Annotated in this window: 21 protein-coding genes and 2 pseudogenes; 14 read left to right on the forward strand and 9 right to left on the reverse strand. The window is 59.5% G+C overall.

Annotated elements, in window-relative coordinates:
* Positions 1-375 precede the first annotated feature (375 nt).
* Positions 376-618 carry a type II toxin-antitoxin system RelB/DinJ family antitoxin gene (locus F3J08_RS15675; RefSeq protein WP_166931413.1) on the forward strand — a complete coding sequence of 81 codons (243 nt, stop codon included), beginning with the start codon at positions 376-378 and terminating at the stop codon, positions 616-618.
* Between the two features lie 61 nt (positions 619-679).
* Positions 680-1,786, forward strand: a complete 1,107-nt coding sequence (locus F3J08_RS15680) for a hypothetical protein (protein WP_240149407.1) — start codon at positions 680-682, stop codon at positions 1,784-1,786.
* A 706-nt stretch (positions 1,787-2,492) separates the two neighbouring features.
* Here the strand turns inward: F3J08_RS15680 and tnpC are convergent.
* The 4 genes from tnpC to F3J08_RS15700 all read right to left on the reverse strand — a co-directional run bounded on the left by tnpC (position 2,493) and on the right by F3J08_RS15700 (position 5,806).
* Positions 2,493-4,106: an IS66 family transposase gene (tnpC, locus tag F3J08_RS15685; RefSeq protein ID WP_166931416.1), complete on the reverse strand. Its 1,614-nt coding sequence runs from the start codon at positions 4,104-4,106 to the stop codon at positions 2,493-2,495.
* Between the two features lie 63 nt (positions 4,107-4,169).
* Positions 4,170-4,523, reverse strand: coding sequence for an IS66 family insertion sequence element accessory protein TnpB (tnpB, locus tag F3J08_RS15690; RefSeq protein WP_166931418.1), 354 nt, complete (start codon positions 4,521-4,523; stop codon positions 4,170-4,172).
* Positions 4,520-4,891: an IS66-like element accessory protein TnpA gene (tnpA, locus tag F3J08_RS15695; protein WP_166931421.1), complete on the reverse strand. Its 372-nt coding sequence runs from the start codon at positions 4,889-4,891 to the stop codon at positions 4,520-4,522. Before tnpA ends, tnpB begins: the two co-directional genes overlap by 4 nt.
* Positions 4,892-4,981: 90 nt before the next feature.
* Complete coding sequence (locus tag F3J08_RS15700; protein ID WP_166931423.1) at positions 4,982-5,806, reverse strand: IS5 family transposase; 825 nt, start codon at positions 5,804-5,806, stop codon at positions 4,982-4,984.
* 46 nt (positions 5,807-5,852) lie between these two features.
* Here F3J08_RS15700 and F3J08_RS15705 point away from each other — a divergent pair.
* Positions 5,853-6,576: pseudogene (locus F3J08_RS15705) on the forward strand (IS5 family transposase).
* Positions 6,577-6,588: 12 nt separating this feature from the next.
* On the opposite strand, the gene F3J08_RS15710 reads toward F3J08_RS15705, so the two are convergent.
* Entirely contained in the window at positions 6,589-6,858 is a 270-nt protein-coding gene (locus tag F3J08_RS15710; protein WP_205207092.1) for a hypothetical protein, read from the reverse strand.
* A 79-nt stretch (positions 6,859-6,937) separates the two neighbouring features.
* Between F3J08_RS15710 and F3J08_RS15715 the strand changes: the two are divergent.
* From F3J08_RS15715 to F3J08_RS15730, 4 genes and pseudogenes are all read left to right on the forward strand, one after another.
* Positions 6,938-7,550 (forward strand): annotated as a pseudogene (locus tag F3J08_RS15715) (transposase).
* Between the two features lie 331 nt (positions 7,551-7,881).
* Positions 7,882-10,101: a TonB-dependent siderophore receptor gene (locus F3J08_RS15720; protein ID WP_166931426.1), complete on the forward strand. Its 2,220-nt coding sequence runs from the start codon at positions 7,882-7,884 to the stop codon at positions 10,099-10,101.
* Positions 10,043-11,284 (forward strand): PepSY domain-containing protein, encoded by a 1,242-nt coding sequence (locus F3J08_RS15725; protein ID WP_166931428.1) that lies wholly within the window; start codon positions 10,043-10,045, stop codon positions 11,282-11,284. Before F3J08_RS15720 ends, F3J08_RS15725 begins: the two co-directional genes overlap by 59 nt.
* Complete coding sequence (locus F3J08_RS15730; protein ID WP_166931430.1) at positions 11,281-11,460, forward strand: hypothetical protein; 180 nt, start codon at positions 11,281-11,283, stop codon at positions 11,458-11,460. The genes F3J08_RS15725 and F3J08_RS15730 overlap by 4 nt, the downstream gene beginning before the upstream one ends.
* Before the next feature lie 172 nt (positions 11,461-11,632).
* Here F3J08_RS15730 and F3J08_RS17585 read toward each other — a convergent pair whose 3' ends face one another.
* The 4 genes from F3J08_RS17585 to F3J08_RS15740 all read right to left on the reverse strand — a co-directional run bounded on the left by F3J08_RS17585 (position 11,633) and on the right by F3J08_RS15740 (position 15,064).
* Positions 11,633-11,968, reverse strand: a complete 336-nt coding sequence (locus F3J08_RS17585; RefSeq protein ID WP_205207094.1) for a hypothetical protein — start codon at positions 11,966-11,968, stop codon at positions 11,633-11,635.
* A 54-nt stretch (positions 11,969-12,022) separates the two neighbouring features.
* Entirely contained in the window at positions 12,023-13,723 is a 1,701-nt protein-coding gene (locus tag F3J08_RS15735; RefSeq protein ID WP_205207096.1) for a TonB-dependent receptor domain-containing protein, read from the reverse strand.
* 9 nt (positions 13,724-13,732) lie between these two features.
* A complete protein-coding gene (locus F3J08_RS17020) occupies positions 13,733-14,002 on the reverse strand; it encodes a hypothetical protein (RefSeq protein ID WP_205207098.1) in 270 nt (89 codons plus the stop codon).
* 507 nt (positions 14,003-14,509) lie between these two features.
* The gene (locus tag F3J08_RS15740) at positions 14,510-15,064 is read right to left on the reverse strand and encodes an alpha/beta hydrolase (protein ID WP_240149408.1); all 555 of its coding nucleotides are present in this window, start codon (positions 15,062-15,064) and stop codon (positions 14,510-14,512) included.
* Between the two features lie 138 nt (positions 15,065-15,202).
* Between F3J08_RS15740 and F3J08_RS15745 the strand changes: the two genes are divergently transcribed.
* From F3J08_RS15745 to F3J08_RS15780, 7 genes are all read left to right on the forward strand, one after another.
* Positions 15,203-15,697: a MarR family transcriptional regulator gene (locus F3J08_RS15745; protein WP_205207100.1), complete on the forward strand. Its 495-nt coding sequence runs from the start codon at positions 15,203-15,205 to the stop codon at positions 15,695-15,697.
* A gap of 40 nt (positions 15,698-15,737) precedes the next feature.
* A complete protein-coding gene (locus tag F3J08_RS15750; protein ID WP_166931433.1) occupies positions 15,738-16,361 on the forward strand; it encodes a CPBP family intramembrane glutamic endopeptidase in 624 nt (207 codons plus the stop codon).
* 1,115 nt (positions 16,362-17,476) lie between these two features.
* Complete coding sequence (locus F3J08_RS15760; RefSeq protein WP_166931436.1) at positions 17,477-17,947, forward strand: hypothetical protein; 471 nt, start codon at positions 17,477-17,479, stop codon at positions 17,945-17,947.
* Positions 17,944-20,907 carry a class I SAM-dependent DNA methyltransferase gene (locus F3J08_RS15765; RefSeq protein WP_166931439.1) on the forward strand — a complete coding sequence of 988 codons (2,964 nt, stop codon included), beginning with the start codon at positions 17,944-17,946 and terminating at the stop codon, positions 20,905-20,907. Before F3J08_RS15760 ends, F3J08_RS15765 begins: the two co-directional genes overlap by 4 nt.
* 62 nt (positions 20,908-20,969) lie before the next feature.
* A complete protein-coding gene (locus tag F3J08_RS15770) occupies positions 20,970-21,575 on the forward strand; it encodes a hypothetical protein (protein WP_205207101.1) in 606 nt (201 codons plus the stop codon).
* A gap of 161 nt (positions 21,576-21,736) precedes the next feature.
* Positions 21,737-23,698, forward strand: coding sequence for an ATP-dependent endonuclease (locus F3J08_RS15775; protein WP_166931445.1), 1,962 nt, complete (start codon positions 21,737-21,739; stop codon positions 23,696-23,698).
* A gap of 2 nt (positions 23,699-23,700) precedes the next feature.
* On the forward strand, positions 23,701-25,584 hold the full coding sequence (locus F3J08_RS15780) for a UvrD-helicase domain-containing protein (protein ID WP_166931448.1): 1,884 nt from the start codon (positions 23,701-23,703) through the stop codon (positions 25,582-25,584).
* Positions 25,585-25,795: the final 211 nt, after the last annotated feature.

Here is a 25,795-nt window from a genome sequence, read left to right on the forward strand (position 1 = left end):
GGTCGCGACGGGCGAGACGTTCGACAACCCGCTTTTGACCGCCCACGCCGCCTGATAAATAACGGCCTGGCGGTCTGTCTGGTTACAGACGAGGGCGCCAGGTCATAGGAAAAGTCACAGTTTCCAGATGGATCGTGGCTGGCAACCCATTGAGTTCAGTACTCCCTGATCAGCCGCACGTGCAGCCGTCCACCACTCTTTCGCGCCCCACCTACTTCCGATAATATAATTTATCGGAAGTAGGGGCGGGGGAAGGGGGTTCAAATTGCAAAAAGGCGCAGTTTGAATCTAATTCCATTTAAGGATAAGTACCCTATCTCGCCTTTACGCATGTAAAGACGTATAATGCACTCTGTTCTGAGGGGATAAGAAGCCATGGCGTCCATCAATCTGCGCATCGACGACACCCTGAAAAACGCTGCTTATCAGCGCCTCTCAGAGCTGGGGATCACACCCTCGGCTCTGATCCGCCAGACCTTTGAATACGTTGTCGAAACCGGAAAACTCCCGGTCCAGCGCGTCATCCTGTCGAATGACGATCGCGATCTCCTGGCTCTCGTTCGTGAGCGCCTTGCCTCGCCCCAGGGGTCGATTGCTGTCAGTCTGGATGACCTGTGACGCGCTATGCGCTCCATTTCGATCCACGCGCTAAACGCGAGTGGGACGCTGCGAGGCGCTCTTGAGCGGTCGTCAGAACCTGTCCCACTTTCCTAGCGACAGGCTTTACGCCGCGCTCACCCGAGCCGCTGTCGCAATCGGGCGACTGGATCAGCGTCTCCATAATCATCCTTTGCTCCCAGCCATCCTGTTCCGTGAGCGGCTCGAGGCGGCGCGTGTCTGTGCAACTGTGGATGGATACGTCATCGACCCATGGCATCTCGGCGCCGAACTGGAGGGCTTGCGCCCGAAGCTACAAGGCGAAGACGCTGCCGATCGTGGGGCGTACGTGGACAATGCGAAAATCGCGTTCGAGCAATATCAATGGCTTTCACGACCGACGTCAACTCAAGCAGTGCGTATCCACGAGGCCACTGAGCTTCTGCGCTTCGAGGCTGTAACCGCGGGACCGCTCCTTGGAGCTGCTCGGGCTTTTCATCGATGGATCGATGATGGGAACAGCCGCTCGCCCTTGCGTGACGCTCTTGTCTCTTTCTGGCAGGAAACGCAGCTTCTGCGCGTTGGTCTCCCCCTTACTGGGGCCCGAGCTTTTGCCTCTGATACGCCCTGGAAACAATCCATGTGGCTCCCCAGCTTTATGAATGCTTTGGCCGATGAAGCGGAAGGTATTCATGCTCGTGTCATTGGAATCGAGCGTCAGTGGCATCATGCGAGAGCTCATAGCGGAGCCCGCCGTAGCAATTCGCGGGCGGACACAGCGATCAATCTGATTGCAGCCTTTCCCCTGCTATCCGCGACACGGCTTGCCAGTCTACTCGGCATCTCCATAAAATCCGCGTATCTTATGCTTGAACGCTTTCTCGCTGCAGGCCTCATCACCGAAGTCACTCACCGCATGGCGCGAAGGCTTTTCGCGCTCAAGGAATTCGAACCATTGCGTGAAGTGGTTCGTCCACCCAGACGTCACGCAGCTGGTCGGAAACGGGGACGGCCGCGACGTGATGACAGGTGTTTCCCTGAGGATCTCACGGAGAGAGAAGAAAAGGTTGAGTACGCTCAGGAGGCAGCCAAACTAATCGGCCCTCTTGCGATCGATTATGGCCCCCCCGAAGAGGCTCTAGCTCTGGCGGATGTCGCAATTGGGCGCATGCAGGCCTTCTCGAGGTGATTTCAGGCTGAATGGGTAATCAAAGCATCATCTGTGCTGTGCGCAATAAAGGGCGCCAATATGTACGTTAGCTAATCTCACGAGCGGTCTGACTGTATTTCCACCTCCCGGTGAGTTCTTGTCTGATGAAAGAATGTTAATCAAGTGAAGCATAGCCGTCTCGATTAAGACCATCCGTCGGTGAAACTCAAAATCATGTTTTGCTCATGCTTGTGCCCTGCCCCGCAACGATGCCTAGATTAGCCATATCTCGCATCTGTGTGATACTATCCATGGCTAACCTCCCTGTCTGGGGTATGCTCTCGATCCAAACGATTATTTCTCCGACGAAATCCTGCATATATACTATAATCACAAAGCAACCAAACGTTCTCCGGCCCATCCTCTGAAAGGACAGGGAGCACGATCTTACCGGCCAACCATCTGACAAGTCACGGTCTTACGGAGCGGCCACGTGTAAAGTCGATCTGCCAACGTGGCATCTCTCGCACAAAGAGCAGCGCAATCAGGGTGCAAACATCCATCTACTCCTGCGCAAACACGGTAGCATCATGCAAAGTTTTGCCCACCGAGCTGGTGTCAGCGTTTCGTCTTTATTTCCTCCGTTACCCGCAATCTCTGCGATGCGCCTATCTTCAGCACCCTCGCCCCGTCCCACTATATCCATTGTATTTAGGCCGTAACCGGCCGCTTTGGGCCGCCTTGATTAAGCGGCCTGTTTGTGGGCTGGGGTTGCGGGGCGCCAGTTCCATGGGAGCAGTTCGTTGAGGCGGTTGATCTTGTGATCACTGATACGGGCGATGACGTCGGCGAGATAATCCTGGGGGTTGAGGCCGGAGAGTTTGGCGCTTTCGATGAGGGTCATGGCATCGGCAATGTTGTCACCACCGGCGTCGGAGCCGGCGAAAAGATAGTTTTTTCTGCCGACGCAGACGGGACGTATGGCGCGCTCGGCGGCATTATTATCAATGGCGACGCGACCGCCCTGAAGGAACAGGGTAAAGGCGTTCCAGCGATTGAGCGCATAGCGGATGGCCTTGGCCAGTTCGCCCTTGCCGGGAATGCGGGCGAGCTGGGCGTCGCACCAGACGCGGAATTTCTCGACGCGGGGACGGCTTTCCTGTTGACGAACGGCCAGCCGCTGTTGCGCCGGTCGCCCCATGATCTGACGCTCGATGTCATAGAGCGCGCCGATCCGGTCGAGCGCTTCCCTGGCGATCGTCGAGCCGTTGCCTTTCCAGACATCGTGGAAATCTCGGCGCAGATGCGCCCAGCACGCGGCTTCGCGCACGCGGGCCATGCCGGTCGCATCGGGTTTGTAGAGTTCTCTGAACCCAGCGTAAGCATCCGCCTGGAGAATACCCGAGAAATTCGCCAGATGGGTCTGAGGGTTGATCCCCTTGCGATCGGGAGAGAACCAGTGGGCGACCGCCGGCGGATCATCACCGCCCCAGGGGCGCTGGTCGCGCAGATAGGTCCAGATCCGTCCTTCCTTGACGCCTCGCGGCTTGCCGGTCTGGCGTAGGCGAGGATCGAGCACCTGGATGGGGGTGTCATCCGCATGGAGATGATCGGATGACGTCACCGTCTGGCGGATCAGCGTGGCCAGCGGGCGAAGCACCGCGACCGCCTGGCCGCACCAGTCGATCAGCGTCGAGCGCGGAATGTCGACACCCTGACGGGCAAAGATCTCGCTCTGTCGGTAGAGTGGCAAATGGTCATCGAACTTCGAGACCAGGATGTGTGCCAGCAGCGCGGGACCAGCCATGCCGCGCGGTACCGGGCGGGATGGTGCTTCGGGTTGCACCATCGTCTCGCAATGGCGGCAGGATTTCTTCAGCCGCGCGGTCTCGATGACTTTGAGTTTCGCGGCAACCAACTCGAGGATTTCGGCGACATCCTCGCCGACGAGGCGCAGCGGACCACCACAGGCAGGACAGTCCTCGCCGGGGTCGAGCACGATGCGCTCGCGCGGGGTCGTCTCCGAGACGCGGGGTTTGCCACGCCGCCTGGGTAAGACGATCCTGTCGGCCCCGTCCTTCTCCTGTTCGTCAGGATCGGGTGACCTGTCCGCCGCCGCGATAGCGATTTCCACATCTTCAAGGAGAAGCTCGAATTGTTCGACCTCACGGTCGATCTTCTCGGAGCTTGCGCCGAATTTCTGCTTCTTCAGCCGTGCGATGTGGATCCTGAGCGACTGGATGAGCGCGTCATAGGCCCGCCCGGATGCCGTCAGCCGAGCGATTTCAGCCCCCTGAGCGGCGATGATCGCCTTGAGGGCCTCCGGATCGTCAGGCAGGGTCGCCGAGGCAGGCTGCATGACGAAAGAATAGAGGAAAACCGCCAGAAAACAAAGAATTCCGCAAGGATAACCGCCAGAAAATCAGGCGACCCGCGAAGGCGGCGCCGACCAGGCTGGCCGTCTCCAGTCGATCCCCTCCCACAGCATGGCGACTTGTGCGGCCGTCAGTCGCGCAACACCATCCGCGGGCGACGGCCAGGGAAAACGACCTTTCGGCGCGTCGAGAACCTTGTAATACAGGCAGAACCCCTGACCGTCCCAGGTCAAAAGCTTGATCCTGTCGCCCTTGCGACCGCGAAAGGCGAAGATCGCCCCCGAGGTAGGCTTCTGCCGCAACAAATCCTGCGCCAGAGTGGCAAGCCCCGAAATCCCCTTGCGCATGTCGGTGGCGCCGCACGCCAGATAGACGCGCACGCCGCTGCCCAGTCCGATCATGCCGTCTCCGCGATCCGGATGATCCGCGCCAGCCTGTCGTCCGCCAGATCGCCCGCGATGCCGATCGAGCGCCCGTTGCGCAACAGGATCTCCACACGCCCGGAACCAGACGGTCCGCCGCCGCCAGATTCAATGGTCTTCTCGTCTGCCGCCTCAACAGGCAGGAAACGAACACCCCGATCGAGAGAGGGATAACGCTTACGAAGCCAGCCCCGCCATTGATAAAGATGCTGGCGCGTCAGATCATGCCGCCGCGCCACATCGGATATGCTCGCATTATCAACCCCGACCTCGGACAGAATGCCCAGTTTCTGCTCGTCCGACCAGCGTCGCCGACGCTCCACACCCATCAGAATTTCCTGCCGCATCGACACCTCACAAGCAACGTCAATAACGACGTCGTTAACGACAGGAAGTTACCAGTGCGCCGACTTCTTCATAAGAGCCTGTTTGGAAACTCACGGATGGGCATTTCTACGGGTGAGATTGGCGCCCATGGCGACGAGGATCATGGCCTGTGAGATGTCGATACGACGCTCATAGTCACGCACGAGACGTCGCCAGCGGGTCATCCAGCCAAAGGTCCGTTCCACGACCCATCGACGGGGCAGAATTTCGAAGCCCTTCGCTCCGTCCCGGCGTCGGATGACTTCGACGACGAAGTCCAGATAAGCCGCCTTGTCCATCAATTGGAGCCGGTCGTAAGCCCCGTCGGCGAACAGGTTCTTTACCCAAGGCCAGCGCTTGCGGATCGCATCCAGGATCATCTGCGCGCCCGCGCTGTCGGAGATGTCGGCCGGGGTCAGATTGACCATCAGCAGACGTCCGTCTGTATCCACGGCAATATGCCGCTTGCGCCCGACGACCTTCTTGCCGGCTTCATAACCTCTTGTTTGCGCATGCGGTGCCTTGATGCTCTGGCTGTCGATCACCCCGGCGGTCGGGCTCGTCTCGCGACCTGACCGCTCCCGATCGAGCATTAGTTCGACGTCGTGGATGGTCTGAAACAGAAAACGTCGAGCCAGTTCCCTGAACCAGCCGTAGACCGTACGCCAGTGACCGAAATGGATCGGCAGCATGCGCCAGCCGCAGCCCGAGCGGACCAGATAACGCACCGCGTTGATCACCTCGCGGAATTCGACCTCCCGTGGACGACCCATGCGCCCCGGTGCGGGCATCAGCGGCGCGATCCGGTCCCATTCCTCATCCGTCATGTCAGACGGATAGCGTTTCGTCTTTCGGGCAATCCCGGCCATTCGGGCCCTCTGCTCTGGCGTCCACATCCAGAGCTTGAATCACACTTCAACGACTTTCCAAACAGGCTCTAAGATGAGCGCGTTAGGGCCATATTTCCCGAAAACGCGCGGTCTGAAACGCGTAGATGATCGCCGCGTGCTGAGCGGCATCGTCTACGTGATCCGGCATGGCTTGCAATGGAAGGACGCGCCGTCGGGCTACGGTCCGCATAAGACGCTGTATAATCGCTTCATCCGTTGGAGCCGTCTTGGCGTATTTGCCCGGATCTTTTCCGCCCTGACGGGTAATGCTGGCGTCCCGGAGGAGTTGCTGATCGACAGCACACATCTGAAGGCGCATCGCACTGCCGCAAGCCCGCTCAAAAAGGGGGTGCTGCGCGTCGGATCGGACGCACAAGAGGCGGCCTGAACTCGAAACTGCATGCCGTCTGCGACGGGCATGGCCGTCCAGTGGCGATGCTGCTCACCAAGGTCAGATGAGTGACCACAAGGGCGCAGCCCTGCTGCTGCCACGCTTGCCCTCCGCTCGCCACCTGGTCGGCGATCGCGGTTACGACAGCAATCGCTTCCGGCGCAATCTGACCGAACGAGGCATCGAGCCATGCATCCCGTCCACGAAGAGCCGGAAAGTGCCGATCTCGCACGACAAGTCCCGATATCGCCGGCGGCACAAGGTCGAGAACATGTTCGGCCGCCTCAAGGACTGGCGCCGCATTACCACGCGCTACGACCGCTGCGCCCACACCTTCTTCTCGGCAATCTGCCTCGCCGCAACAGTCACCTACTGGACGCCGTAATGAGTCCTGACCCTAGCACATCCCGCATATGCAGCAATTCTGCAATACTATAGCCGAGACAACGGCCGATTTCCGAAGCTGGAGGAGGGGAAGGCGCCCGTCGTCCTCCGCCATGCGGATGCGGTTGGTGGAGCAGTCTAGCAACTGGGCAACATCGGCAATGCCGTTGCGCACATTAAGCTCCTTGCGGCTATCGGGCAGGAAAGCCTTACGGCGTAGTAGCTCGATCATGCGCTCGCCAGCCTCGACGAGATCACCGATCTGACTCACGATTGAATTCATTAACATCCTCCTAGGACCCGTTAGGGCCTGAAGATGCTTTGGATCTGCATAGCTCGCTATAATGAGCATGATGCAGTCTGTGATGTCCGATGATGCGTGGCGGGTCAGGGGCCCTCTGAGCGAGGCGGTGCGGCCCAAGGGAAAAACGCCGCCACGCAACCTGCGTCAGAGGGTGCCGGCGATCTTCTGGCGTCATCAGAATGGCGCGAAATGGCGATTTCTCCCCTCGGAATTCGGCTCCTAGTGGACAGCGACGCAGCTTTTCATTCGGTGGGCAAAGCTCGGCGTTTGGGAAGCACTCTCCGAGCGCCTAAAAGACCAGAATCCAGCCAGGAAGAGGCCTTGGCTTTTACCCTGACGTCGGGACAGGCACATGAATTGCCGTCCGCCATGGCGCTCCTGGAGGCGCTGCCGGCCGCACCGCGTTACGTCGTCTGTGACCGGGGGTATGCCTCAAACTGCTTTCGCGAGGAACTATGGAGCAGAGAGGCTCGCGTCTGGTCATCCCGCCCAAGCGAAACGAGCCGCCCGTCTCGTGCCCGAAATGGGCCTATCGGCACCGCCATCTGGTCGAGAACCTGTCGGCGCGCCTCAAGGAGTGGAAGGCCGTCGCCACCCGATACGAGAAAACCGCCGCTTCCTTCATCTCCGTCATCTGCATCGCAGGCGCCGCAGATCATATCAAGACCTAACAGGCCCCAATAGGGGTATGTCACTGTGAGCATGGAGCATGACACGATCAATCGCGAGAGGGCTCTTACACATGCCCCAAGATGCGATGGGCAGCCTTCGGAGACACCGGGGGGTGCCGCTCCAGCGCCGCTTCCTAAGGATCTTATCGACCGGGCGGCCCTGCATTCTCGTGACTTACGCCGAGGCATTACTACACGCCAAATGCAGTGCAACAGCAGCTCGGGCGAGCAAACGATTCCAATTGTCACCCCATTAACAACGCCTTCAGCGTGAGTCACACTCGTCTACGTTTGGCAACAAAACGTAATGCTTCTCACAATTTTGTTGATAATGATTCTTATTCCCGTTAACGGTATCTTCAGTTTTGGAGAGGCTATCGTGTATTTATCGAAGTTGCTGGATCAAAAGGCGTTCTGTGTCACTGTGTTGGTGATCGCCTCAGTGAGCAAAGTCTCCGCTCAGGAGACTCCGCCAAGTCAAAAAACGAGGTCTGCGATCACGAAACAGCAGCCGACAGAGCGGATAACAGTCCGTGGACAATCTGAACGGTATGTCGCCAATAAGGGTACGACCGCAACCAAGACGGACACGGCGCTTATTCAGACTCCACAGTCCGTAGTCGAGATAACAAGCGCACAGATCAGAGATCAGAACGCCCAAACGCTGGGAGCTATTCTGCGCTACGCCCCGGGTGTGCAGGGGGAGTTATGGGGCGGAACGGATCTCAGGTTCGACACCTTTGTGCTTCGCGGCTTTCCTGTTTCGATGCCCTATATGGACGGCCTCAACACCTTGAGCCGCTATACACTTTTGTCGCCAAGCATTCAGGCTTATGGCGTCGATCGCGCCGACGTTCTTTTGGGACCGTCCTCTGTGCTATATGGTCAGAATGCGCCAGGCGGCCTCGTCAACGTTACGAGCAAACGGCCGACCGACACACCTTTGCATGAAGTCATTGCCGAAGCGGGCAACTACGGTCATGCACGTGGCGCGTTCGATCTTGGGGGGCCGCTGGCGCTGAACGGCAAGGTTACCTATCGGCTTACCGGTGAGATCATTGATAGCGGCACACAGGTCGATCATGTGCACGACAGTCGCTATTATATTGCTCCGTCGCTTACTTTTCATCTCAATACGAAAACCGATTTAACGTTACTCGCTCATTACCAGCGGATCGACGGCGGTTTTCTCAACCAGTACCTGCCTGCGCAGGGCACACTAACGGAAGCACCATTTGGCCGCATTCCCACCTCGCTATTCATAGGGCAGCCAGGGGACGGCTTTACCCGGGTAGAATGGGCGGTCGGTTATCAGTTCTTGAGCCACCTGACGGACTATCTAAGCGTTCGACAAAACCTGCGATTCACACGCATAGACTATAAGCAGAAGCAGACGCTAGGTGCAGGTATAGAGCCAGGAACGACACTGCTCGATCGTTTCTATCTTGGAGCGGACTCATGGCAAAATAATCTCGCCGTTGATAGCGCTGCGATATATTCACATCCGATTGGCTCTGTCGCCAGCAAAGCGACTTTGGGCGTTGATTATCTCAACGCGCATGACGGCTGGTTCGAGGTTGATGGGAGCGCCCAGTCACTTGATATACGTCATCCTGTCTACAATGGGACGTCCCAATTCGAGGACATCTTTCAGTCCAACGATCTTCTGCAGCAGGTTGGCCTCTACGCCCAGGAGCAGGCGTCCTGGCGCCACTGGCACCTTACGGCCGGTTTGCGACAGGATTGGGCGGAGACACGCACCTGGGACAATTTTGATACCCGCGTCGCGCCGATTAATCACAAGCTGACGGGTCGGGTCGGACTTCTCTACCTCTTTGACAATGGGTTGGCACCCTATGCAAGCTATTCGACGTCCTACCAGCCGAGCATTGGTCTCGATGCCCAAGGGGCTCCGCTCAAACCCCTCACGGGGGAGCAGTATGAGGCAGGCATAAAATATCAGCCGCATGGCATGGATAGTTTCATGACAGCCTCGGCCTATCAAGTGACCGAACACAATGTCAGCACGGTCAATCCTTATAATCCCTCGAGCGTTGTACAGACCGGCGCGATCCGCGTGCGCGGGGTCGAACTCTCAGGCGTCGCCGATTTCGGTTTTGGTCTCAAATTGACCGGCTCCTACACCTATATGGATGGAGTTATCAATCGCGCGGTGCCTTTCGCAATCGGCGAGGCAACCTACACTATACAGGGAAACCGGGCGCCTAATGTGCCAAAAAACTCCGGTAACCTCTGGCTTGACGAGACCCTGCCCCAAGGGAGGCTGAAGGGTCTGGGAGGTGGCATCGGTGTCCGCTACGTCGATGCACGCGAGGCTGATCGGCTTAACACCGTCGATCTTCACGCCTATACGCTGGCGGACCTTACGATCCACTATAGCTACCGCCAGTGGCGTACTGCCCTTAACATACAGAACCTCCTCGACCATCGCTATGTCGCGAGCTGCTATGACAACGGTCTCGGCAGCGTCAATGACTGCTTCTACGGTCTGCGGCGAACGATCTTTGGCAATATTGCCTACCGCTGGTGACATCCCTGTCCTCAACTTCAACGAGCGGGTGTTCGCGATGACCAATCAAGGCGTGCGCCGTTGGAGGTGGGTGCATCGGTGGAGTAGCGTCGTCTGCACCGCGTTCCTTCTTATCCTCAGTCTCACCGGCCTGCCCCTCATCTTCGAGGATGACATCGCCGCCATGCTGGACCCCGCTATCGGGGCGTCGGTCTCCCATGCGGTAACGCTAGCCCACGTCGATACTGCCGTTGCGGCCGCGCATCGCCGGTACCCTGCGGAGGCGATACGTTTCGTTGGGCTGGAGGCAGAGACCGGACGTATCTTGATCCAGCTTTCCCACGCTGCAGATGATCCATTCAAGCAGATGCACCAGATGGCGTTCAGCGCCGCTAACGCGACCCTGCTGCGTGACGGCGATCCACCGGGCGACGCCGTCATGGACACAATTCTCGAGCTGCACATGGCCCTGTTAGCCGGATTGCCGGGCGAACTTTTTCTTTGCGTGATTGGTCTGATTTTTCTGGTCGCCGTGATATCCGGACTTATACTTTACACACCGTTTTCGAGGCGTCTACGCTTTGGCGAAATTCGTCGCAATAGATCGGCGCGCTTGCGCTGGCTTGATGTCCATAACCTGATCGGTATGACGACCGGAGCATGGGTCGCGATCGTCGGCGTCACCGGCGTGATGAATACCTTGGCGACACCGCTTTTCGGGCTCTGGCGCCTTCACGATATCGCACCGGTCCTGCGACCGTATGTCCATGACGCACCCATCGTCCCGAAAGCGCCGGTCTCTCTGGCGATCGCTCAGGCGGAAACCGCCCTACCCGGTATGCAGGCAAGCTTTGTGACATTTCCATCCCATCTCGACGGGAGTCCAGATCATTTCGTGGTTTGGACGCAAGGAAGTTCGAAACTTCGGTCGCGGTTGATGTCGCCGGTGTTAGTGGACGCACATGACGGACACGTTGTTTTTGTACCACAAATACCGTGGTATTTGCGACTACTCGACATATGCCGCCCACTACATTTCGGCGACTATGGGGGTGTGACGCTCAAATGGCTCTGGGCTGCGCTGGATCTACTTACAATCGCTGTTCTTGGTTCGGGCATTTATCTATTGTTTGCCAGACCTAGCCGTTCCGAGTTTGCACGTCATACAGTTTTCTCGATTGAGGTTGGTGAGAAGAGCCAATGATGCGCGATATGGTCCATAAATGGCGTATTCCCGGTTTGATTTTCCTGACAACACCCGTCGCGTTGTTGGCCGCGTTGCTCATCGACGGCATCATGGGGGACATCGCAGGAGCCTGCGCATTGGGTCTGCCTTTGGGTGTCACGATCTGGTTCATCGCCACGTGCGTGAAGAGATAAAACTCTTGGTCATCAGGATCGCACTTACGGGCAAAGCACATTGCTTTGCCAAGACGATTTAGCCCTAAGCGCAGCGAGGGGACCAAACATGATTGCTACAAGATAGCTGATAATCATTCCCCGCACGTCGCGATCAATTGCCTCATGCTTATATCCGCCCTCAGGTGCTCGATCAGAACGAAGCGTCGGCGCGCACGTAATAGAAGCCGCCATCCTGCCCGAGCTGTTGACTATAGGTATCGTATTTTGCGACGTGCAGATATGAGGCCACGCCGGGGATGCGGCTTGGATAGGTATTGGCCAGGTTATTAGCCCCCGCTACCAGATGAATCTGGTGCGTTACGTGATAGCCGAGCTCAAGATTGGTCACGTAGCGCGGCCTGTTCACCTGATGATAAAAATCGGCTACGGAGAAAGCATAAGGCCCCTCGTAATAGGTCAGGTCTGACGATGTGTGGCCGTAGCGTATTTCATGAAGGGAGATGTCCCAACGGCCGCGCGTCCACACGCCACCAATGATGATCTTGTTGCGCGGATAGGCGCTCGTCAGAAAAGCCGCCTGCTAAGCGTTCAGCAGAGGACGTCCATTCGCGTCGTCCGCTATTGAACGGATCGCTGTCTGGTTGAAGTTCACCTCCGCGTCCCAGCGCACCCGACCATAGGAGCCGAACGAAGTATTATAGGCCGCTGTCGCGTCAAGGCCACGCGTACGCGTACTGGCACCGTTGGTGAAATATTGCGCGGTGATGGCGTCCGCGTCGGCGATCCCCCGGACGTTCGCTCCCTGAAGCGCTATGGCCTCAAGCGCGGCTGCGCCGTTATATACGCCACCGTCGACGATGCGGTCGCGCACCGAAATCTGATAGGCGTCGAGCGTCAGATGTAGGCTCGGCAGCGGGTCCAGTACCACGCCGGCGCTGAAATTGGTCGAACGTTCGGGTTTGAGCGGCGACGCACCGAGCAGGCGCGCGCCTGCCGAATTCACCGGAAGTTGCGCCACAGCATAGGTCGGGCTCGTGATAATGCTGGCGTAGTTTTCCTGCGCAAGTGTTGGCGCGCGAAAGCCGTTACTAACTGTTCCGCGCAGCGCGATCCAACGCGCGATGTCGTAACGCGTTGAGACCTTGCCGCTCTCGGTATTGCCGACATCCGTATAATGCTCAAAGCGCCCGGCGAGATCGACGTGCCAATGGGGCAGGGGTAGCGTGGAGACATCAATGTAGCCCGAGGTGACGTCGCGGTTGGCACGCACGCGATTGACGGGGCTGTAGCCCTGATAACCCTGCGCTCCTCCGTCTATGTATGAAGGCGAGGTACCGGAATCGATCCCGTAGCTCTCATAGCGATAAGCCCCGCCGAAGGCGAGATTGATGGGCCCGGCCATGAGCGGCACGACGATGGATCGGCGAAAATCGAGATCGCTTGTCCACTGGCTGTTATGGAAGCTGCCGACGTCGAAGCTAAGCGGCGGCGCGCCTGTCGCGGAGTAGAGGCCCAGATTGGCAGAGTCGTTCAACCCCAGACCGTCATGATCGCCGCCATAGGTCGTTGCGAGGTCCCATTCCCATCCCAGGAGATGCTTACCGCGAAATCCCGTCGTCACCCCGAAATCATTGTCCGCTAGCGTCTCGACAGGGGTGTACCCGCCCAGATAGATCGCAGGCAGGCTCGATCCTGTCCGCAGATATGCCCATCGCTTGCCATAGCGGTAGGTGTAGGTGTCAAACGAATATACCTCGATATCGTTGGTGATATGGTAGGCAAAATTGGCCTCTATGCCGACCCGCGTACTCTCGGGCGAACCAATGGCTGTATTGTCCGGGCGACCCGTGCGGGTATCCGCTCCGACACGCACTGTGCGGTCCTGATGCTTCACCTCGGCGCTGAGATTGAGAAAGCCGCGCCCGAGGTCGATCCCGCCATTGACGCTCTCTCCCGTCGTCACACCGTCTCCCGCGCCGTACACGCCGTTCAGCGACTGAAGAGTGACGCCATGCGGCTTGTTCTTGAGGATGATGTTGATGACGCCTGCGATCGCATCAGAGCCATACTGCGCCGAAGCCCCATCCTCGAGTACCTCGATATGGTCCACCGCCGAAATGGGGATCATGTCGAGATCGACAGGTGTTGTGCCCTGCTGCGGCCCACCGTTGAGGGAGAGCGCTGCCGTCGTGTGCCGCCGCTTGCCATTGACGAGGATCAGTGTCTGGTCAGCGCTTAGCCCGCGCAGGCTTAATGAATCCGTCAGCGACGCCTGGTCCAACCCCATCACCTAGCGGCTGACGGAGGGGACAAGCTGTGTCAGTGCGTCACGAAGGTCGGTCATACCCGTGGCGCGAAGCTGCGAGGCGGTGACAACCTGCACGGGACTAAGGGATTGTCGAGCCGTCTGATGCGGATCCCGCGTGCCAGTGACGATCATCTGTTCCTCTTTGTCGATCGTCTGGGATAGCGACTGAGCATTGGCTGTGGTGATGCCCGCTAGCGCGGCAGAGGCAAGGAGGTTCGCGCGCACGAAGATCCGCGCAGCTGGATTAGCCATGGTCAGAGTTCCGATAATGTCGAAATGGGAAGGCGGCCGAAGGGGGGGGGTAGCAAGGTCGACAAAGGAGCAGCATCGGACATTCCAACAAAATCGTATGTAGTTTGATCTACATATCACTATCGTTACGGATAGTAAGAACAATATCAACGTTTTGGTTTGGTGTAATAAGGTCGGAGTGCGTCCGACCATTCTGTCGAACGATTGCGTTACCCCCCTCCGGGGGACCAAACACTTCGCGAAGAGAGCTATAACTTCTGACCTGTGGGTGAACCAATCCGGGATTAACGGGACCGGCTCGTACGAACGACGAGGCTGCGGGAATGTGGCTCATAGCGACACAGAACGTTGTATCGCCTTGGATGACTGGTGGCCGGCTTCAAGCACAGCCGTATCGGCAGGAAGAGTGGTCTGCGCTACGTCTGAATCACGCCGCCGAGGCAAGCATTTCAGCCTATCTGGCAAGGTTTGATACCCACTGTACCGACATCCGGTGAGATCAATAAGCTATCTGTTGCAGGTCGGCATACTTAAAGCTTGCTCTGAAGCCCTCGTCCGGGCTCGGAAGAGATGAGGTTGGGCAACATACGTTAGAACCGCATAATCCTGTTCGATCGCGGTCGGGTAGCGCGTTTCGGGCGAGCGTTCGTAATCGACGAAGATCACCACCGCACCGCTACCCGCCGCCAGATCGCGCGCGAGGCGGTCATGGCTCGCTGGGCCGCCCATCACCCAGCCGGCACCATGGTAATAAACGATAGCCGGGCCGTGGTTGGTGACGTTGGCCGGGCGATAGACACGAACGCGCGTGCTGCCGGTCGGGCCGATGGGCAGCACGCGATCTGTGATCCGGGCGAAGGGGGCAGAGACCTTCACCGACCCTTGCGCGCTGTCCAGTAGCGCACGGGCGTCGTGCGGCGAAAGCGAGGGGATGGCGGGGACGTGGGCCGCGGCCAAGCCGTCAAGGAAATGCTGGGTCGTGGGCTCCAGCACAGGGGCCGCGAGCGCCGGCGAGGCGGCGAGGGCGGTGGCCAGGGCGATGGATGGGGCAAGGCGTTTCATGATGGATTACTCCGTATCGGTCAGGCCGCGATCGGTCTGTGCAATACAATATATCGCGCACGATTTGATCGTGCAAACGTTCTAGATGCATGGCTCCTATGCAAAAAAATCGTCGGCGATTAAATATTGTGCGATATAATGAGTGGTGCTATGGAGGACGATATGCCCGAAGACCTATCCGCACCCGATCTGTCGAATTTCGTGTGTTTCTCGCTATACGCCGCGAGTCATGCCTTCAATCGGCTGTATCAGCCGCTACTGGAACCGCTGGGACTCACCTATCCGCAATATCTGGTGATGACGGTCCTGTGGGGCAGCGACGGCAAGCTCGTTGGCGAGATCGGGTCCCAACTCGATCTGGTCAGCTCCACTCTGACGCCTTTGCTCAAGCGACTGGAAGGCGCCGGCTTGGTCGAGCGTGCCCGGGACCAGAAGGACGAGCGGCAGGTGCGCGTGCGTCTAACGGAGGCTGGTCGGGCCTTGCGCGTGCAGGCCGAGACGATCCCGGCCTGCGTCCTGGCGGCGACCGGTCTGTCGATCACCGAACTGCGGGACTTGCGTAACCGAATCGACCAACTGCGCGAAGCCGTCAGCACCCCTACGGCTCTGGGCGACAATTCCGGCGGTCAATGAAACTGTTACCCCTCAATAGCCATCTGCGGAGAGAGACGTCTTGAATTCCTTTCACGCCTTGACCCAGACGAGCGGGGTCATCGCACCTGGCCGCTGGCACATTGCACGCATTCTGGGTTGGATGCTTGCGCTGTTGGTCGTGACCGTTATCGAGCTGAGCCTGCAGTCGATCATCCGTGAAAAACTGACGACCAGTCCGACGGTCATCATCAGTGCTGCGTTCGTGACTGTGGCATTGGCCTACGGCACTTATGTGTTGTTGGTGCGCAAGGTCGAGAAGCGACCGGTTTCTGAGCTGGCGCTGCGGCCTGCGATCCTCGAACTCCCGCTGGGCATTCTCGTAGGCGGTGGCATCACGGCCTCGGTCATGCTCGTGCTGCTGGCCCTTGGAGATGTCTCGTTTCAGGCAGCGACATGGACCGATTGGGCTCATGACATTCGCGAGACGCTGGGTACCGGGTTCCTGGAGGAACTACTGGCCCGCCTGATCATCTTCCGATTGTTGTCCTGTGCATTCGGCATCAGAACCGGAGTTATTATTTCAGCGGCCCTGTTCGGCGCGGCCCATTTGCATAATCCCGGCGCGACCATCGCATCCGCCATTATGGCCTGCTGGCCAGTTCCAACCGCAAGGCCAGTCTCGCCCGGGCGCGGGACCTGCTGAATGTCATCCCCACACCAGCGGCGGAAGTCCCAGAGCCCGGACCGGTCACGCCACCGCCCTGCCCATGCTGTGGGGGGCAGAGATGGTCGTTATCCAGATCCTTCCCCGCTGGTGCCAGCCCAGAGGACCGCCACGGGCGACTGATCCGGCCGGGGAATCAGCATGATGACCGGCAGACATGACCCTATAACCCGATGCCTGCCGGAACCGTCTCGTTCCGGCACACCGACAGGCTTACGCAAAAACGCGAAAAAACGGCAGAAAGCGCGCACCTGGCCCTGAAGATCCTGTCATCTTCATGTGTAGGATCAGCGGGAAACGCCCTTTGCCGCGTCACGAATGCCGCCACGTGACCCCGCTCAGGGGTGCCTCAGGGCAGCGCCAGTTGCAAATTCCCCATAACTGAGTCCCGGTGTCGCGGGTTCGGTCCTCCCCGACTTTCGTACGCCTCACGGCGTCCGAAACTCTTCAGGACAGCAGATGGTCTGCTTTGTGTCGGGCGATCGATAAAACCGGACATTCACATGGATGACCCTCACGAAGGTTTTCACCCCATTCTGGTCGTTCAAGTAACCCATGCGACTTTTTAAAAGCCGACATTTGCTCACAAAACAGCCAAGCACCAGCCAATTGATTCAGTATAAGCGTTCGAATCCCACATGGTCCGCCACTTCGCCGCCGATAGCGCGATATTGCCGCCCATAACCGCCGATCACCGCACAATATTTTCGGTTATTGCGCTGTAAGTCCCGCCGATAACCCTCCATAGCTCTATCAAATGAGGGTTTTCACTTACCCGACCAGATAGCATAGATTACCCCGAAAATAGCCGCCGATTGTACGCTGGAAATTGCGCCTGGTGCCTGACGTCCCCACCGCGAGCGATGACAGTTTTGCGCTAGCGGCGGACATTGAGAGGTTGACGAAGGCCGTAATGGATGTTGGCACTCGTAGTGCATTTGGCGAAGTCGGCTGCCCAGGCCGAAAGCGCAAGTCAGAACGAGCTCCTCACTTCCGCCGAGGATCAAGGCAGTGGCCGGGCAACATCGTCGAGATACCACGCTCGTAACCATGTGAGGTGTTGCAAATTTTCTTGTTGCCTGCAACAAGGAACCATGTCGCTACAAACGATTCAATTCACCCAAGAGCAAGCGCGCGATCTCGCTGGCGTGTCGCCAGGCGAAGTGCGTGCATGGCGCAAGGCAGTGAGCTACCTCGCCGCCAAGCCGGGCAAAGCGGCTCGTTTTACCTTCGTAGACATTCTTGGACTGGCGATCGCGCGGCGGATCACCGGCGACTTCCACGTTCGCATCAGTGATATCGGTGACAGCATGGACGCGCTTTTTCGCGCCTTGTCAGAAACTCGCCCCTCTGATCTTGAGGGCTCGATCGCTTTGATTGACGCTCAGACGGCGCGATTGGTGGCCGGCTCGGACCTTGCTGCAAAGCCGCTTAAAGATCCGACTTTCGTCGTCCCCTGCGACCAGCTCATCCACGATTTGAGCCAGAGAGTGATGCCGCTTGCACCTGCCTCGGTGCAAGCTGCTCTGCCGTTCGCGCCCCAGATGGTGAAGAAGGGGCGATGACTAGCGCAGCCCTTCAACAAGTCCTTTCGGCGACCGGCTATATGGCCGATGGCGAAGCTGCACCGGGCGTTTTACTGGGTGACGAAGCGCGCTTTAGCCGCCGAGGCCGTTCTTTCACGCCTGATGCCATGTGGCGCGGCCAGTCCTCGTTGACGGTCTATTTCAAGTTCGCTTCTAGCCTGCCGGCCGATGAGGAATTAGCCGCATGGCGTCAGGAAATCTGGAATGAGGGTTTCGCGCCCCTTCTCTGGGTCGTGTCTCCAGACCGCATAGATCTTTATAATGGCTTCGGCCGGCCTCGACCCGATGCCGATCCGGCTAAGAACCGTCTTGCGACCTTCCAGACGATCGCCTCCGGACTAGAAGAGCTCGACGCGCTCGCAGGCCGCTTCGCCATGGAGACCGGGCAGTTCTGGACCAAAACGAAGCAGGTGGATCGCAAGACCGCAGTCGATCAACAACTACTGTCGGATCTTGCCGTGCTCGAAAGGGACCTAGTCTCGGCGAACCTCGCCCGGGACGAAGCCCAGGCGCTGATCGGCCGGGCGATCTTCACTCAATATCTGCTCGACCGCGACATCATCACCGCAGAACGGATGAACAGTCTTTGCGGAATGACACGTCTATCAGCCGCGCTGCGCGACCGGCAAGCAACCAGCCAGCTGTTTCAGTGGCTTTCTAAGACCTTCAACGGCGACATGTTCCCGCCGTCCTCGGCGGCCCCACCTGTGCCAGAGCATCTTTCCCGGGTCGCGAACTTTCTGGACGCCGTCGATCCGGTCAGCGGGCAGACCACCTTCTTTCCGTATCAGTTTAACGTCATCCCGGTAGAGCTGATCAGTTCGATCTACGAACAGTTCGCACACTCCGGCGCCGCGCCCATTGCGGGACGAGCCCGCTCCACGGAGGCCACCCGCGCGAGCGTCTATTATACCCGCCTGCCTGTGGTCGCCTTGATCCTTGACGAGGTCATGGACGGCCTCGACGGCGAACAGACCGTGCTCGACCTGACGTGTGGATCGGGCGTCTTCCTCGTCGAGGCGTTTCGGCGGTTGGTCCACCTGCAGAGCTTGAAAACGCCGCTGACGAGGAAGGGCATCCGCAAGACGCTATATACCCAGGTCTACGGCGTCGATATCAGCGAAGCTGCGATCCGGGTCGCGGCTTTCAGCCTCTATCTAGCGGCCCTTGAACTCGACCCTGATCCCCAGCCTCCGGAAGGCCTGACGTTCGAGCCTCTAATCGGCCGAACGCTATTCGTTGGTGACGCTCGAACCATTGAGCAGACAGGCGCTGGGACCGAACATCTCATTGAAGATGACGGCCTAAAGTCGTTCGACGTCATCGTCGGCAACCCGCCCTGGAGCTTCAAGGGTAAAGCCGGCACGGCCGATCGGCGCACGGGCGAACAGACCCTTCCCGCCCAGCCACGGGGCGTGGGCCTCGACTTCCTGATGCGGGCTGCCGAATTCGCGAATGCACAGACCCGCTTCGGCATGGTCCTCAGCGCCACACCGTTTTTCAGCGCCAGTAAAACAGGCGCATCGGCGGCACGCCACGTGGTCCGAGCTTTGGGCCCGGTGACGCTCGTCAATCTCTCGAGCCTCCGATCCTGGCTGTTCGAGGGCGCAGCGATGCCGGCCATGGTCCTGTTCGCCCGGCATCGACCCCAGCCAACCGAGACCTTGACCATCGTCCAGGTCCCGTGGTCGCCCGCGGGGCCGCGCTCCCACACCTTCGACATCGCACCCAGCGATATCGTCCGTCTGTCGCTGGACGACTGGGAAGCACGGCCAACCCGCCTAAAGACGGCGGCTTTCGGCCGGCGCCGGGACCTGCGCCTCGTCGACGATCTCACCGACAGACATCAGCCGCTTGGCGAGCGGCTTCGTGATCTGGACACCGTGCTGGGCGACGGCCTCATCCTTGGGAAAGCTGAGAACCGGAACCGGGACGCGGCTTACCTGACTGCGCTCGACTATCTGCAGAAGGACGACCTGCAACCCTTCGCCGTGCCCGACGACCTGCCCTCGTTCGGACTAACGGCCGCGCAGTGGCCGCGTGACCGGGCGCTATACAAAGCACCTCTGCTGCTGGTGAAGGAATTTCTGCCAGGGGAGCCGAGGCCGTTGACCGCGGTGTCCGATCGCGACCTCGTCTTCGCCGAAGCCTTCTTCGGCGCACCCTTCCCCGCGTCCCATCGCGAAGCGGCCCATATCCTCGCCGGAGTCCTGGGCTCAGCCCTGGCGGCCTGGTTCTTCCTCATGACCGCCGGAGAGTTCGGCCTCTACAAACGGCGGCTCTTTCGACAGGACGTGGCGCTGCTGCCTACGCCGGATCTCAACTTGATCGCGGGTTCAGATGCAGGTCGAAAGATCTATGCGCTTGAGCAGCAATTCCAAACTCGGGCTCTGAACGCAGAAGATTGGATCGCGCTCGACGAGGCTGTCTTCGACCTCTACGGCCTCGACGCCGATGACCGGATAGTAGTGCGAGACGGGCTCCTCAAGGCCGGATGGCAATGGAGCGCGGGGCTTTCCGACTCCATGATACCGGCGGAAGCGAGCGAGGGTGTCGCGGCCTATGCCCGGATCTTCTCGGCGGTGCTGGACCGGTGGCTTTCGGCTCGTCGCCAGCGAAGCGTCCGTGCAGAGGTGTTCGACCTGCGCGGCACTGAGGCCATGAGGATCGTCCGGTTCGTCTTGGAGGATGGCGCCAAGGTCCCGGAGATCGAGATCGTTTCGCCTGACGGAAGTCTCGCAGCCGTCTTCGGACGGCTCGAGGACCGAATGAAGGTGCCTCTCGCAAGCGCCCTTACCGGTCAGCGCGAGTTGCGGGTCCATGGCCGCAACGAGGTCGTGATCATTAAGCCCGCCGCTCGTCGCCACTGGCTGGAGAGCGTGGCGCTGGAGGACGTGGACGCAGTGATCGCCGAGAGCTTTGCGGGGCGCCGACATTGAGGATCCCCCATGAGTCTCAAGGCGTCGTAGGGCGCGAATATATCGCTCTAGCAGATGAGGTCGTGGCCGCGATCCTGGTGACGGTGCGGGAAGGCTGGGCTTTGGCGGCCATAGATGGGGAGACGGCCTCAGAGGGCGAGGTCGTCATGACCGAGCGGCTGCGAGACGGAATGCGCCAGGCTCTGACGTCCGGAACGCTTGCGTGGGGCAAGACCTTCATTGTGGCGCTCGGTATGGAGTCGCGCTCCACCCCAGATGTCATGACACCCGACGGTCGAACAGACATTCCCCTGTATGTCGTGGAAGTTTTCTTGCGCCACGCTGAGCACGATCCTCACGCGATAATCGAGTGTAAGCGCCTGGATGGAAGCGACACTTACCTTTGCCGCGAGTATGTGGTCGAAGGCGTCGATCGGTTCCGTTCGGGTAAATACGCCGAAAACCATGCCTCCGGCTTCATGGCGGGGTATCTGCTCGGCGGTGATGCGCAGTCGGCAGCGGCGGGCGTAAACGCGTATTTGGGGCGCGTGAAGCGGGCCGAGGAACAGATCGTGCTTTCTCCAGTCGTCGAGCATCCGGCCTTCTGGCGATCCGAACATGCCAGAACGGTTGAGCGACCCGCCATCGCGATCCACCACGCTTTGCTCGGGCTGACAGCCGGATCCTAAGATTTAGTCTATCGCCAATTGATTACGATTTTATCAAAAATTTTGTCTAAAGCGCGATTTATACTGATCCGTGAAGTATAGGTGACGAAATCATAGAAGGGGGCGGCTGCTGATTAAGGGAAACTTGACGCGATGAGCTGCCGATAAAGGGAGGTGGAAACATGTTTATTGAACGGCTCAGTCTAACGAATTTCCGCTGCTTCGGATCTGAAGCGACAAGCGTCAGCCTCACCTCCGGCCTCACCACCTTTGTGGGCGTCAATGGCGCGGGGAAGACGGCCCTGATGCAGGCCCTACAGCGCCTCTTCGGCGTGACCGGCGATCAGCGACGTCTTCGGCGCCAGGATTTCCATGTCCCTGCCGCCGAGCTTGTCGCGCCGCTTCACTTCGTGCTGGAGGCGATCATCGCCTTTCCGGAACTGGATGCCGACGGCGCCGCCGGCGCGGCGATCCCGGAATTCTTCCATCAGATGGCCGCTGAAGAGGGCGGCAAGCTGAAATGCCGCCTGCGCCTCGAAGCGACCTGGACCGATGACGGTTCGCTCGACGGCGCGATTGAACAGAAATACTGGGCGCTCCGGACTTTCGGGGCGTTCACCGACGCTGATTGCAGCGAGTTGAAAGCCGCCGACCGGGCGCGGATCCAAATGATCTACGTGCCGGCGACGCGGGACGGCGCCTCCCAGGTGACGGCCTTTCTGCGCGGCAGGCTGTGGCGCGCCATCAACTGGTCGCAGGGAGTCCGCGACACGTTCACGAACACCGGCACCGCCTTGAATGGCGCTTTCGCTGGGGAGCCGGCCGTCGATGTGATTGCCGGAGCGGTGACGAGGCGGTGGCAGGAAGTTTACACAGCCGGAACAGACACGACACCGGTCTTCCGTCCGCTCGATCTGCGTTTTGAGCATTTCATCCGGAAGGTAGAGGTGGTCTTCCGCCCCGACGAGGTCGGCCGGGAGCGAGCCCTCGATGACCTGAGTGACGGCCAGAGGTCGCTCTTCCACTTGGCGATGACCGCGGCAACACTAGACGTTGAAGCCGGGATCGTCGCCGATCCTGCTGGGGCCGGCTTTCAGGCTGGCGGCGTACCGTTACCGGCGCTTACGCTCATCGCGATCGAAGAGCCCGAGAACAATCTCGCTCCCTTCTATCTCTCCCGGATCGTCCGACAAATACAGGACTTGACAAAGTCGCCGCAGGCGCAGGCCGTTGTCTCCAGCCATTCCCCAAGCATCCTCGCCCGCGTGGAGCCGACGCAGGTCCGGTATTTCCGGCTTGATCCGCACGATCGAACGGCCCGCATTCGCCCGATCAACCTCCCCGTGGGCGAGGAAGAGGCATCGAAATTCATTCGCGAGGCCGTGCGGACCTATCCCGAACTCTATTTCGCGCGCTTCGTAGTGCTGGGAGAAGGTGCGTCCGAGGAGGTCGTTCTTCCTCGTCTCGCCGAGGCGATGGGGCTCGACATCGATCGATCCTTTGTCGCGGTAGTTCCGCTGGGCGGCCGGCATGTGAACCACCTCTGGCAATTGCTGACCGATCTCGACATCCCCTACGCCACCTTGCTGGATCTCGACTGGGGCCGTTCCGGGGGCGGGTGGGGACGTATCAAAACGGCCTGCACGCAACTGCTCGCAAACAACGTCACGCCACAGGCCATCTTCGGACAGCATCTTAACCCCCAACGGCCAGCCGCCAATCTGGCAGCTTTCGATGCTCTGCCGATCGAGGACACTGCGAATATCGCAAACTGGATGAATTGGCTGCGCCAGTTCAATGTCTTTTTCTGCACGCCCCTCGACCTCGACTACTCGATGCTCAAGGCTCTCCCGCTCGCCTATCAGATCGTCGAACCAGGCCGCCAGGGCCCCTCGCCTGTAGGGGAGCCGCGCACGGCGGTTCTCGGCGACGACGGTCTGCCTCATCTGTACGCTGCCGACCAGGACGGTTTGATGCGCTGGTATCGGTATCTATTCCTGGGGCGCGGCAAGCCCAGCACCCATGTTCGGGTGTTGAGTGCACAAGACCCAGCTGCCCTCGCAGCCGCCGCTCCCGAAGAACTGCGCGCACTCCTGACCTCAATTGTCGCTCGTCTAACCCCGCCGCCTCCCGCGGGTGCCTGACCATGCGCCTTATTCGGCCAAAGGACTGGCGCCCGAGCGGCATTAACGATCTCGAACCGGCGGCGTGGAATGCCCTGCGCCACGTCGGCTCGGCGTGTGTGGTCGCAGGCCCTGGCGCCGGCAAGACCGAGTTTCTGGCCCAACGCGCCGACTATTTGCTTGAGACAGGCCTCTGCCGAGCGCCGCATCGCGTGCTGGCGATTTCGTTCAAAACAGATGTAGCCAACAATCTCGCGTCGCGCGTCCGCCAGCGGTGCCCGCCAGAGTTCGCTAATCGGTTCGTGTCGGTCACCTTCGACGCCTTCACCAAGAGCCTGGTCGATCGCTTTCTCAACGCCATCCCCGCCGACTGGCGCCCGACCCGGCCCTACGAAATCTCCTTCCCAAAGCGCAAGGCGATAGAAGGCTTCCTCACGCTCGCCCGACTCAATGCGCCGCCGGAATGGCAGGCGGAAATCGCCGGCTACAGCGCGAGCGACTTTGAACCCAAGATCGTCGGCAGCTATCGCCTACCCATGGGACCTATCGCGCCCAAGAACGCCGCCGAGTTTGCCATCGCCCGCTGGTGGGCAACGCAACTACGGCCAGGCCAGCCCTCTGCACTTACCTTCGTCGGCATCAACCGGCTCGCGGAGCTGCTGCTCCGGGCCAATCCCCACATCCGTCGGGCGCTTGTCGCCACCTATCCCTTCGTTTTCGTCGATGAATTCCAGGACACAACCTACGCACAATACGACTTCCTGCTGTCAGCCTTCTGTGGCGGACAGACCGTCATCACCAGCGTCGGTGACGACAAGCAGCGGATCATGGTCTTCGCTGGGGCGCGCCAGGACGCCTTTCAGCGACTGCAGGCCGATTTCGGGGGAGCCCGCTTCCCCCTTCTCTTTAACTTTCGTTCCTCGCCCGACTTGGTCGCTATCCAGCACATCGTCGCGCGCGCTCTGGATCCGAACACCGTCCCAACGGTCGCTCAGACAGCGCGCCAAGTCGATGGCGACGTGGCTCAGGTCTGGTCCAGCCAGACCAAGGCGGCGGAAGCCACCCACCTGGCGCAATGGATCGCCAACGACATGGCCACCCGCGCTCGAGCGCCGCGCGACTACGCGCTCCTCGTGAAACAGAAGTCCGACGATTATGAGCACGAACTCGCTGGAGCGTTCGCCGCTCACGGTCTGCGGATCCGTAACGAGAGCCATACCCTTGGCAAAAGCTCGCTTCAGGATTTGCTTTCCGATGGCTTAAGCCGGCTCGCGATCGCGATCTTCCGCCTGGGCGCGACACGCCGCGCGCCGGCCGCATGGCAGTTGGTCTCGTCTTCTGTCTTGGCGCTGCGCGCTACCGGGCAAGACGATGATGCGCGCGCGGCCAAGGTCGAGGCGGAACTCAGCGCATTTCTCACCGCCTTGCGCACCGACATGGCGGCCACTGCCCCGTCGCGGCAAAGCGCTGCCGATTTCGTCAAACGGGTTTTCGAATACCTCGATCTCGGGGCAATCGTCCGAACTTATGCCGAATATGGCGTTGGCGACTTGCTTCAGATCATCCTTAAAGCTTTTTGCATCCATTTCTTCGCTTCTGCCGATGGCGCCCTGAACTGGGCGGCCTGCCTCAATGCGTTCGAGGGGGTTAATCAGATTCCGATGATGACCGTCCATAAGAGCAAGGGACTTGAATACGACACCATCATCTTCGTGGGCCTCGATGACCGGGCTTGGTGGGCCCACACCCCCGGCGACCCCGAAGGTGTCGCAGCGTTTTTCGTCGCCCTCTCGCGGGCGAGACAACGCGCCATCTTCGCCTTCTGCCAACAGCGCGGAAAGCGAAACAATGTGGCTGAACTCTATCAGCTTCTGACTGATGCAGGCGTGCCTGAAATCGAGATATAACCAGATTCAGGCTCGTCTTAATACAGTAAGGGAAGCGATAAGGAACGAACTGCGAAGAAGAGAAAGTCTCATGGCCAGCATCAGCTAGATGTTTGGTCCCGGGTTTTGATGGTGCAATCTTTTCATCGGAATGGAAGGAAGCACTATGGGCCAGGTTCACCACGGGAGCGCCACGACGACAGCGGCAGTCCGTCGAGCGATACAGCATAGT

Origin of the sequence: Asaia sp. As-1742, assembly GCF_011753235.1 — a bacterium.
Lineage (GTDB): Bacteria > Pseudomonadota > Alphaproteobacteria > Acetobacterales > Acetobacteraceae > Asaia > Asaia bogorensis_B.